Source organism: Mesorhizobium sp. M7A.F.Ca.CA.002.15.2.1 (genome assembly GCF_003998715.1).
Classification (GTDB): domain Bacteria; phylum Pseudomonadota; class Alphaproteobacteria; order Rhizobiales; family Rhizobiaceae; genus Mesorhizobium; species Mesorhizobium ciceri.
This window is the reverse complement of sequence record NZ_RZPI01000135.1, coordinates 1-9,880: the sequence shown is the minus strand read 5'-3', so window position 1 is coordinate 9,880 and position 9,880 is coordinate 1. Positions and strand designations below refer to the sequence as shown.

General features: G+C 63.9%; 10 protein-coding genes. 6 read left to right on the top strand and 4 right to left on the bottom strand.

From position 1 onward, the window contains the following. A partial coding sequence (locus tag ENZ74_RS10695) for an iron ABC transporter permease (RefSeq protein WP_164760996.1) occupies positions 1-803 on the top strand: 803 nt, incomplete at its 5' end. A 6-nt stretch (positions 804-809) separates the two neighbouring features. Beyond that, entirely contained in the window at positions 810-1,601 is a 792-nt protein-coding gene (locus ENZ74_RS10690; protein WP_063168164.1) for a heme ABC transporter ATP-binding protein, read from the top strand. 123 nt (positions 1,602-1,724) lie between these two features. Here ENZ74_RS10690 and rirA read toward each other — a convergent pair whose 3' ends face one another. Then, complete coding sequence (rirA, locus tag ENZ74_RS10685) at positions 1,725-2,189, bottom strand: iron-responsive transcriptional regulator RirA (protein WP_013531245.1); 465 nt, start codon at positions 2,187-2,189, stop codon at positions 1,725-1,727. Positions 2,190-2,465: 276 nt separating this feature from the next. Between rirA and ENZ74_RS10680 the strand changes: the two genes are divergently transcribed. The 3 genes from ENZ74_RS10680 (at position 2,466) to ENZ74_RS10670 (ending at position 4,989) form a co-directional block, all read left to right on the top strand. Beyond that, positions 2,466-3,761 carry a DUF445 domain-containing protein gene (locus ENZ74_RS10680; protein WP_063168163.1) on the top strand — a complete coding sequence of 432 codons (1,296 nt, stop codon included), beginning with the start codon at positions 2,466-2,468 and terminating at the stop codon, positions 3,759-3,761. Positions 3,762-3,872: 111 nt separating this feature from the next. After that, positions 3,873-4,301, top strand: a complete 429-nt coding sequence (locus ENZ74_RS10675; RefSeq protein ID WP_024503818.1) for a phasin family protein — start codon at positions 3,873-3,875, stop codon at positions 4,299-4,301. Positions 4,302-4,491: 190 nt separating this feature from the next. Next, on the top strand, positions 4,492-4,989 hold the full coding sequence (locus ENZ74_RS10670; RefSeq protein ID WP_013531248.1) for a MaoC family dehydratase: 498 nt from the start codon (positions 4,492-4,494) through the stop codon (positions 4,987-4,989). A gap of 37 nt (positions 4,990-5,026) precedes the next feature. Here the strand turns inward: ENZ74_RS10670 and ENZ74_RS10665 are convergent, their stop codons facing one another. Then, the gene (locus ENZ74_RS10665) at positions 5,027-6,481 is read right to left on the bottom strand and encodes an MFS transporter (RefSeq protein WP_063168162.1); all 1,455 of its coding nucleotides are present in this window, start codon (positions 6,479-6,481) and stop codon (positions 5,027-5,029) included. Positions 6,482-6,609: 128 nt separating this feature from the next. Here ENZ74_RS10665 and ENZ74_RS10660 point away from each other — a divergent pair, with 128 nt between their 5' ends. Beyond that, positions 6,610-7,503 carry a LysR family transcriptional regulator gene (locus ENZ74_RS10660; RefSeq protein ID WP_063170254.1) on the top strand — a complete coding sequence of 298 codons (894 nt, stop codon included), beginning with the start codon at positions 6,610-6,612 and terminating at the stop codon, positions 7,501-7,503. 49 nt (positions 7,504-7,552) lie between these two features. Here ENZ74_RS10660 and cml read toward each other — a convergent pair whose 3' ends face one another. Further along, a complete protein-coding gene (gene cml, locus ENZ74_RS10655) occupies positions 7,553-8,749 on the bottom strand; it encodes a CmlA/FloR family chloramphenicol efflux MFS transporter (RefSeq protein WP_063168161.1) in 1,197 nt (398 codons plus the stop codon). Positions 8,750-8,983: 234 nt separating this feature from the next. Continuing rightward, positions 8,984-9,880: PLP-dependent aminotransferase family protein (locus tag ENZ74_RS10650; RefSeq protein WP_164760995.1), on the bottom strand; the 897-nt coding region annotated here is incomplete at its 5' end.

Below are 9,880 nucleotides of genomic sequence, written 5' to 3'. Positions count from 1 at the left end.
GCGCGGTCATGCAGGGGCTGTTCCGCAATCCGCTGGCGGACCCCGGCCTGATCGGCGTCTCGGCCGGCTCCAGCCTCGGCGCGGTTGCCGTCATCGTGCTCGGCGCGACGATATTGGCTCCGGTGACAGTCTTGCTCGGCACGCTTGCCCTGCCGCTGGCGGCCTTCTGTGGCGGGCTCGCCACCACGCTGATGCTCTATCAGGTCGCGACGCGGCGGGGGCAAACCTCGGTTGCCACAATGCTGCTCGCGGGCATCGCGCTGGCGGCGCTCGCCATGGCGCTGACCGGCATCCTTATCTTCATGGCCGACGATCGCCAGTTGCGCGACCTGACCTTCTGGCAACTCGGATCGCTCGGTGGTGCGACCTGGGCGAAGATCGCGTCGGTAGGGCCGATCATCGTCCTGGCGCTGGCGGCGATGCCGTTCCTGGCACGCGGCCTCAACGCGCTGGCGCTTGGCGAGGCGACCGCCGGCCATCTCGGCATTCCGGTGCAGCGGCTGAAATACACGGCCATCGTCGGCGTCTCCGCCGCGGTCGGCGCATCCGTCGCCGTCAGCGGCGGCATCGGCTTCGTCGGCATCGTGGTGCCGCATCTGCTGCGCCTGCTGATTGGTCCGGACAATCGCTATCTGCTGCCGGCGTCGGCGCTGCTCGGCGCCTCGCTGCTGCTTCTGGCCGATGCGGTCGCACGCACCATCGTTGCGCCGGCCGAACTGCCGATAGGCATCGTCACCGCGATAGCGGGCGCGCCGTTCTTCCTTTGGATCCTGCTGCGCAAGCGCGGCGTGGTTGATTTGTGAGGCTTGATGATCGAGGCAAAGGATGTTTCGGTTGATATCGCCGGCAAGCCTATCGTCAGTGGTGTCGATTTCCACGCGCGGCCCGGCGAGATCGCCGCCGTCGTCGGCCCCAATGGTTCGGGCAAGACGACCTTCCTCAAAGCGCTCTCCGGCGAGCTCGCCTATACCGGCCGCGTTGCCCTCAACGGCCGAGATCTCTCGACGATGAAGCCGGCCGAGGCAGCCGTCCATCGCGCGGTGCTGCCGCAGGCGACGACGCTGTCGTTCCCGTTCACCGTGCGGGAAGTGGTCAAGCTTGGTCTTGTCGGCGGCCGTTCGGGCGCCTTGCCGGGCGAGGATGCGCGGCTGCCGGAACGGGCGCTGGCGCGTGTCGATCTCGACGGCTTTGCCGGCCGTTTCTACCAGGAGCTTTCCGGCGGGGAGCAACAGCGCGTTCAGTTGGCGCGCGTGCTATGCCAGGTCTGGGCGCCGGTGCTCGACGGCAAGCCGCGCTTTCTGTTCCTCGACGAGCCAGTGTCCAGCCTCGACATCAAGCACCAGCTGATCATCATGAACATTGCCCGCGACTTCGCCAGAAGGGGCGGTGGCGTGGTCGCCATCCTGCATGACCTCAATCTGACGGCCATGTATGCGGAGCGGATCTTCGTCATGCATCGCGGCCGGCTGGCCGCCGCCGGATCGCCGCGGGACGTGCTGAGCGATGATCTGATCGAGAAAGTGTTCGACTGCCGGCTCAAGGTCGGCGTGCTGCCGGCGGGCAATATGCCGTTCGTGCTGCCGCAGTCGGCGGTCTATTGATATTCAGGTGAGGCCGGGCCTGCGAATGGCGGTTTCCTGCGCTTCTCCCGCCAATTGTCGAAGTCGGCGCCGCCCCTCATTGCCCTGCCGGGCATTTCTCTCCGCAGAACGGGGAGAAATACGCTAGGCAGCCGGGGCGCGGCGCTCCATCAGCATGTCGATGCCGAGCAGGTTGCGTACATTCGGCCGCGCCGCTACCAGATCGGCGATCGTATAGCGGGCGAGCACTGCGAAAAACGCATTCAGGGCCTCGCGCAGCGCCGAGTTCAGCGCGCAGCTGTCGACGAGCGGGCATTCGGCGGCATCGTTCTCGAAGCATTCGGCCATGGCGAAGCTCTCTTCCGTCACGCGCACGACATCGAACAGGCTGATGGCTTCGGCCGCCCGGCCAAGCTTGACGCCGCCATTCCTGCCACGCACGGTCTGGACGAGGCCGTGCTCGACCAGCGGCTGCAGGATCTTGAACAGGAAAAGCTCCGACACAGAATAGGCGGCCGCGATCTCGGGAATACGGCTCAATCGGTCGTCATTTGCCGCGCAATACATCAAGATGCGCATGGCATAGTTGGTCTGGCGCGTAAGCCGCATATTGTCCTCACAAGGCACTGGGGCGGTGCAACCCACGCCAGATCTGGAAATTTTGCTGATGCGGCTTTGACCCGAAATTCCGGATTCGCCACATTGGCCCAGGCGGAATATGGCCTATACCTTGGAATAATTCCAGACTAGCTTGGCGCGATAGATGAATTTTCTCCTCAACTTTGTGTGCGCAGCCGGGCAAGATGCCGGGCGAAACCGGCTGTCGCGGGTATTTCGGCCGTCGGAACACTAGATAGGCTGAGATCGACGAGGAGCGGCTCACCCATGTCACAATCGGCTTCGCCCTTGACGCCGGTCCGTTTCGATGCCGAAGCGGATGCGAAGCTTTCCGCGTTGCGGCGGACGAAATTCCTCGCGGCGGCCGCGCTGGCGCTTTGCGTACTGGTGTTTGCGCTCGCCAAATCGTTCGAGCACATCCATGCGTGGCTCGGCTTCGTCGCTGCCTTTGCCGAGGCGGCGACCATCGGCGGCCTCGCCGACTGGTACGCGGTGGTGGCGCTGTTTCGAAGGCCGCTGGGGCTGCCGATCCCGCACACCGCCATTATCCCCGAGAACCAGAACCGCATCGCCGACAATCTCGGCCGCTTCATCGAGGTCAACTTTCTGGCGCCCGAACCGGTGCGTGAAAAGCTTGCCGAGGTCGATTTTTCGGCGCTGGTCGCCGATTGGCTGGCCGATACGGAGCGCGCCGCCGGCCTGTCGCGCTTCATCGTGCGGCTGGTGCCGCAGACGCTTGCGGCGATAGAGCAATCCGGCCTGCGCGGCTTCGTCACCAGCCGCATGCTCGAACAGATCGAAAAGGTGCCGCTGGCGCCGCTGGCCGCCGAACTGCTCTCGGCGCTTACCGATGATCGCCGCCATCAGAAATTGTTCGACGAATTCACCAAGGTGATCGGGCGGTTCCTCAATGACGAAAAAGCGCTGGCAACGATGCGCGAAAAAATCCGCGAGGAACTGCCGTCGCTGTTCAACCTGTTCCGCGCCGACGCCTATCTCCTGAAGAAGATCGTCGCCTCGGCGGGCTCGCTGCTCGACGAAGTGAGGGCCGATCCCGACCACCCGCTGCGCGCCGAATTCGACAGCTTCGCCCAAGGCTTCATCGATAAGCTGAGGACATCGAAACAATACGCCAAACGGGCCGAAAAGCTGAAGCGCGACTTCCTGGGCCGGCCGGAGGTCAAGGGATTGGCCGGCGACATGTGGGCAAGCCTCAGCCAGTTCATCGAGCAGGATGCCAAGGCGCCGAATTCGGTCATCCGTGCGCACCTCGCCAACATGTTCGTCGAGGTCGGCCGGCATCTTGCCGGCGATGCGCAGATCCGGGCCGACATGAACCAGGGGTTCGTGGTGGCGCTGGCGTCGTTCGTGGAGAGCCAGAAGGCCGGCGTGTCGACATTCATCGCCGACCAGGTCAAACGCTGGGACCTCGCGCAACTGACGCGGCTGATCGAGATGAACATCGGCCGGGACCTGCAGTACATCCGCTTCAACGGCATGATCATCGGCGGCCTCGCCGGTGTCGTGCTCTATGTGGCCGAGCGGCTGTTCCTCGTGAATTGATGCGCGGCCAGACTGGCGCTCATTCCTCCGCGTCCGAATGGACTCACGGCACGCGAGTGTTATTCTCCATCCGAGGGTGCCCGCATCCGCGGCAAAGGGGAGCAAACAAGCATGGCAAAACAACCGGAATCCGATTCCTTCATGGACATGTTCGGCAGGTTCGGCCGCGACCTGAAGGTGCCGAATGTCGATGTCGAGGCGATCCTCGCCCATCATCGCAAGAACCTCGAAGCGCTGGAGAAATCGGCACGAGCCGGTGCCGCCGGCGCCACCTCGCTGTTGTCCCGGCAGCGCGAGATGCTGCAGGATACGCTGCGCGAGGTCACCGATATGGCGCAAAGCTACAGGGCGCCGGGCAATCCGCAGGAACTGATGGCCAAACAGACGGAGTTTGCCAGAAAGTCCTTCGAGGCCGCGTTGAAAAATGCCGGCGAAGTGGCTGAACTGGTCAAGAAATCCGGTGCCGAATCGGTCGACATCCTGCGCACCCGCATCAAGGAGGCGATGGAGGAAATCCGCGCCGGCTACGAGAAGAAGTAGCGGATGTGGCCGGGACCGGTTCATGGCTGCCGGCCGCCCTGAAGACCGGAAAGCCCGAGTTGGCCTGCGACTGCGCCGGCGGCGTGGCACGATTGCGGCCGAAATCGACGGAACGGATTCGTGTAGAGCGAATTGACAGAGGCCGTCAGTTCGTGGTCCGGAGGCTCTGGAAGCGATCGGGAAACCAGGAATGAACGAAATACGGCCTAAAACGCCGCCTACCTACGAGCAGTTGAGGACGATGGCCGGGCTGGAACTCGGCGTGTCGGAGTGGACGACGGTCGACCAGAACCGCATCGATCAGTTCGCTGAATGCACCGGCGACCATCAATGGATTCATGTCGACCCTGAAAGGGCGCGGCGGCAAAGCCCGTTCCGCACGACGATCGCGCATGGCTATCTGACGCTGTCGATCATCGGCGCGCTGGCGCTCGGCATGGGCATCGTGCCCGAGAATACGCAGGCCGCCTTCAATTATGGCTTCGACAAAGTACGCTTCCTGGCGCCGGTCAGGGTCGGCGCCCGCATCAGACTGCGCATCACGCTGCTGTCCATGGAGGACAGGGGCCCGGGCCAGTATCTGATGAAGGCGGCCAACACGGTCGAGATCGAAGGCGAGGAAAAGCCTGCCTTGACGGCGGAAACGCTGGTCATGCTCTATGAACGCCGCAAGCGGGCAGGTGCCTGAGCCTGTTTGGAATTCTACTCTCTGAGCGGTGTGCGCGTCACGAAGCCCTGGATTCTGCGCGGCCTGTGGCGCGGGCCGAGAGCAGTGCGAGGAACAGCGCAGCCAGCGCCAGCACCGTCGCCGTCTGAAAGGTGACCTGCATTCCCCGGGCGGCGGCCTCGGAACTCAGAAGACCAATGCCTTCGTGCCCTTCGGCCGATGCGACGGCGAATATGGCGCCCATCAACGAGGCGCCGGTGATGAGCCCGAGATTGCGCGAAAGGTTGAGCAGACCGGAGACGACGCCGCGCTGACCCGCGTCAACGCCGGTCATGACGGCTGCATTGTTCGACGTCTGGAACAGCGCGTAGCCGATGCAGGTGACGGTGATCGCAACGACATAGCCGGCAATGCCGAATCTGGTCACGGCGAGCGACAGCAGGAACGTGCCTGTCGTGAGGCTGAGCAGGCCTGCGACCATCATCCTATGAGCGCCGAAGCGGTCGGTCAGGCGTCCGGCCACCAGCGCCGACAAGGTCGAGACGAGCGGGCCGGTCGACAGCACCACACCCACCATTGCAGCATCCAGCCCGAGCCCGCGCGACAGGTAGAACGGAGCCACAACCAGCGTCGCCATCATCACCGTGGCGACGACGAGGCTCATGGCGAGACTGGCACTCAGCTGGAGATCGCGGAAGCTGGCAAGCCGGATCAAGGGGTTTTTCACTCTCGCCTGCGCGGCGGCGAAAAGAAAAACGCCGGTGCCTGCGGCGATCAGCAGGCCGATGTTGAGCGTGCCGAAATTGCCTCTGCCCAGCGTCATCGCCAGCGCATAGGCGGCCAACGTCAGGGCCAGCAGGGCGGTGCCCACGACATCGAACGTGCCTCGGTCGAGCCGCGCGGTTTTATTGCGTGCCGGCAGGGCACGCCAGGCAAGAGCGAAGGTGAGCACTCCCAGCGGGACATTGACGAGGAAGATCGCCCGCCAGCCGAAGCCGGTGATCAAAAGGCCGCCGAGCGAGGGGCCAAGTGTCGTGCCGATCGCGGACATGGCGCCGAGCAGGCCCATGGCGCCGCCGATTCTGTCTTTGGTCACGGTTTCGGCGACGAAGGCCAGCGTCAGCGCCATCATCAGCGCTGCGCCAAGTCCCTGCACGGCGCGTGCGGCAATCAGCAGCCAGAGTGTCGGCGCCAGGCCGCAGAGCACCGATGCGGACGTGAACAGCGCGATGCCCCCAAGCAGCAACGGTCGGCGCCCGAACATGTCGGCCAGCCGGCCGGCGCTGACGATCAGTGTGGTGATGGCGAGGAGATAGGCCAGAACAACCCATTGCACGGCCTGGAACGTCGCGCCGAAATTCTGCATCAGCGACGGCAGCCCGACGCTGGCAATGCTGGTTCCCAGCGACGACAGCAGTGTGGCGAGCGACAGGCTTGCCAACGCCCAGCCGGCGGATTGCATCCGTGGTGGCGCCGATGTCAGCGCGTCCGGATTTTGCTCAGCGATTGCCACGGCGATCTCCTTCCATCAGTCCCACAACCGGAACTGCTGGAGATCTAGTTCCTTGGCCAATGTGGCGGAAGGCGCAGCATTTGCATCTTATTCGTGCGTTTGGCGCCATATCATGTCATGATCTGCCGATGACATCACCCGATCTCAACTTACTGTTCGCTCTCGACGTCCTGCTGACCGAAGGCAGCGTGGCGCGCGCCGCCAGCCGCCTACGCCTCAGCCCTTCGGCGATGAGCCGCACGCTGGCGCGACTGCGCCAGGCGACGGGCGATCCGCTGCTGGTTCGCGCCGGTCGAGGCCTTGTGGCTACGCCGCGTGCGGAAGAACTGCGACAGCAGGTAGGCCCTGTCGTCCAGGATGCGGAGGCGATCCTGCGCCCTGCCACCTTGCTCGATCTCCCGAACCTGGACAGGGTCTTCACGCTGCGCACCAATGAGAGCTTCGTCGAAGAGTTCGCACCTCGTCTCGTTGCCCGTATCCAGGCCGATGCGCCCGGCGTGCGGCTGCGCTTTGCACCGAAGTCCGACCGGGACGTCATGTCGCTGCGCGACGCGGCGATCGATCTGGACATAGGCGTCGCTGGCGAGACCGGCCCGGAGGTGCGCATCCAGGCGCTGCTTCGCGACCGCTTCATCGGCGCCGTGCGAACGGGCCATCCCTTGACCGAGGGCGCGGTGACGCCTGAGCGCTATGCCGCAGGCCGACACATCAGCGTTTCACGGCGTGGCCGCGAGAAAGGGCCGATCGACGAGGCTTTGAACCGGCTCGGGCTGCGGCGGACCGTCGTGTGCATGGTTTCCGGTTTCTCGGCAGCCCTTGCCATGGCCCGCACATCAGACCTGATCGCCAGCGTTCCGGAGCGGCATACCGAGGGCGCACGCGCCGGCATGCGCAGTTTTCCCCTGCCGGTTGCCACCGCGGAAGTCACTATCTCCATGCTCTGGCATCCGCGCCTCGATGCCGATCCGGCGCAACGCTGGTTGCGCGACTGTGTGCGGGAGGTGTGTGCGGCGTCGCGCTGACAACGATGAGAAGCCTGCGCCAACCGCCCAGGCTTCTCATCTGTCCAGTCTATTCGGTTTGGCGTTTCTGCAAATGCCTCAGTGCGCTTAGTGTGAGCGTCGCCATGACCGAACAGTAGGCGACCAGCGGCCACGCCGTGTCTCCGCCGAGCAGGACGACGAACAACGTGCCGAAGATGCCGACGACAAGGCTCTGGATGCAGAAGTAGAGTGCGACTGCGGTTCCCGCGACATCGCCAAACGCCTCGAGTGCACCGTTTGCGGTGACTGAGACAATGAAGACGATACCCACGGCAACGACCCACATCGGCAAGATAAATGTCGCGAAGGAGGGCTGTGCGAACAGTTGCCCCACTGCCAATAGCGCCGCGCCGAACAGCAGCATCGCCATGCCCCTGATGGCACTGCCGGCGATGCCCCAGCTTGCAATGAACCTTCTGGCGAAACGGGTGGTGACGATCATCACCAGCGCCGCGGTGGCGAAGGCTAGACTGAAGCCGAACTGTGAAAAGCCGGCGCGATCCATGAGCACCCGTGGCGCAGTCGAAAAGAACACGAAGAAGGCGCCCATGGCGGCACTGAATGCAAGCGTGTAGGTCCAGAAGGCAAGACTGGAGAGAATGGGTCGAAGCGCCATTCGCCTGGTATCGCCATTCGAGGGGCGGGTTTCGTGCCATTTCGGCCATGCGTTGAGGGTAGCTGCCGTGGCCAGGACTCCGAGCGTCAGGAAGATCGCCCGCCAGCCGAAATTGTCGGCAATCAACGCACCGGCAACCGGCCCCAACGCCGGCACGAAAGCCAACATCGAGCTGAACAGGCCGTAAATGACGGCACTTTCGGGTCTTTGCGCATAGACGTCGCGAACCGTTGCGAAGGTTGCAACGAGAATGGCGGACGCACCAATGGACTGCATGACGCGCAGGACGACGAAGACAGCGGCCAGTGAGGTGCTGGCGAGCAGAAAGGAAGCGCCTGAAAACAAAAGCGCGCCACCGATCAGCACCGGGCGCCTGCCGATCCTGTCGGAAATCGGGCCGAAGACGACTTGGCCGAGCCCAAGACAGATCATGTAGAGGCTCAGCGTCAGCTGGATGACATCAGGCGATGTCTCGAGGATCCCCGGCATCGCCGGGACAATCGGGAGGTAGATGTCCATGGCCAGCGAGGCCAGGATGTCGAAGGGCGCCATCAGCACCATGGCTGCTGGCAGGGAAGTGGTCCATGTCGGGTTTTTTGGAAAAGGCATGATTGAACATCCGCTCAAATGGCTACATTTGGCGGCGATCTGCCGTTCTCAATGAAGATGGGAAATGACGGGCCGCCGCAACAACGAAGTGCTGTTGCGGCCTACTTGTCTGCTGACTTGCTGGTTCCCATAAACGCTATCCCGGAAAATGACGGCGCAGACATTCTCTCGAGTGCGCTCGCGTTTCCCTAGCAGCCGAAGGTTGCCCAGGCAACAGGATCAGCTTGATGCGCGTCAACGCGCCATCGCCGCCTCGAGCACCCTGAAAATCCGCTCGTCCGCGCATTGGGCAACGTTGAAGCGCAGGAAACGGCCAGCCGTTCCGGACAGGCTGAATGCGTTGCCGGGCGCCAGCACGATGTTGTCGGCCAGAGAGCGGCGGGCGACTTCGGCCGCATCGACGCCGTCCGGCAGACTGCACCACAGGAAGAGGCCAGCCGGCTGGTCGATCCACGGCGTGATGCCGATCGCTTTCAGGTGGGCGGCCGTCTCGCCCATGGCGCGCGCAAGCTTCGCGCGCAGCAAATCCATGTGCTTGCGGTAGCTGCCGTCCTTCAGCAACGTCAGCACCAGTTCGGCCGCGAGCCGCCCGCCGCCGAAGGTCGTGGCGATTTTGAGGTCGGTCAGGGGCTCGATCCAGTCGCGCGGTGCGGCGATGAAGCCGCAGCGAACCGATGCCGACAGCGTCTTGGAGAAGCTGCCGATATGGACAACGCGGTTGAGGCCATCGAACGCCGCCAGCCTGGGGGCGGGCGCATGTTCGAAATCGGCGAAGATGTCGTCCTCGACGATGGTCAATTGCGATTGGTCGGCGAGTTTCAGCAGCCGGTGCGCGGTGACTGGCGACAGCACCGCGCCGGTCGGATTGTGGATGCCGGAATTGGTGATGTAGAGGCGTGGCCGATGCTCGGCCAACGCCTGCGCGAACAGATCGATATCCGGCCCCGACGGCGTGTAGGGAACGCTGACGACCTTGGCCCGGTGAGCGCGCAACAGGGCGTGGAAGTTGAAGTAGCAGGGGTCGTCGACCAGCACGGTGTCGCCGGGCTCGATCAGGAACCGGCACAGGAGGTCGATGGCCTGCGTACCTGATTCCGTCAGCATGATCTGCTCGGGCGAGGCCTCGATGCC

What these genes read in the sequence shown, in the direction of transcription:
- ENZ74_RS10670 (WP_013531248.1), top strand. Translation starts at nt 4,492, where the DNA reads ATGAACGAAATACGGCCTAAAACGCCGCCTACCTACGAGCAGTTGAGG.
- ENZ74_RS10660 (WP_063170254.1), top strand. Translation starts at nt 6,610, where the DNA reads ATGACATCACCCGATCTCAACTTACTGTTCGCTCTCGACGTCCTGCTG.
- rirA (WP_013531245.1), bottom strand. Translation starts at nt 2,189, where the DNA reads ATGCGGCTTACGCGCCAGACCAACTATGCCATGCGCATCTTGATGTAT.
- ENZ74_RS10680 (WP_063168163.1), top strand. Translation starts at nt 2,466, where the DNA reads ATGTCACAATCGGCTTCGCCCTTGACGCCGGTCCGTTTCGATGCCGAA.
- cml (WP_063168161.1), bottom strand. Translation starts at nt 8,749, where the DNA reads ATGCCTTTTCCAAAAAACCCGACATGGACCACTTCCCTGCCAGCAGCC.
- ENZ74_RS10675 (WP_024503818.1), top strand. Translation starts at nt 3,873, where the DNA reads ATGGCAAAACAACCGGAATCCGATTCCTTCATGGACATGTTCGGCAGG.
- ENZ74_RS10690 (WP_063168164.1), top strand. Translation starts at nt 810, where the DNA reads ATGATCGAGGCAAAGGATGTTTCGGTTGATATCGCCGGCAAGCCTATC.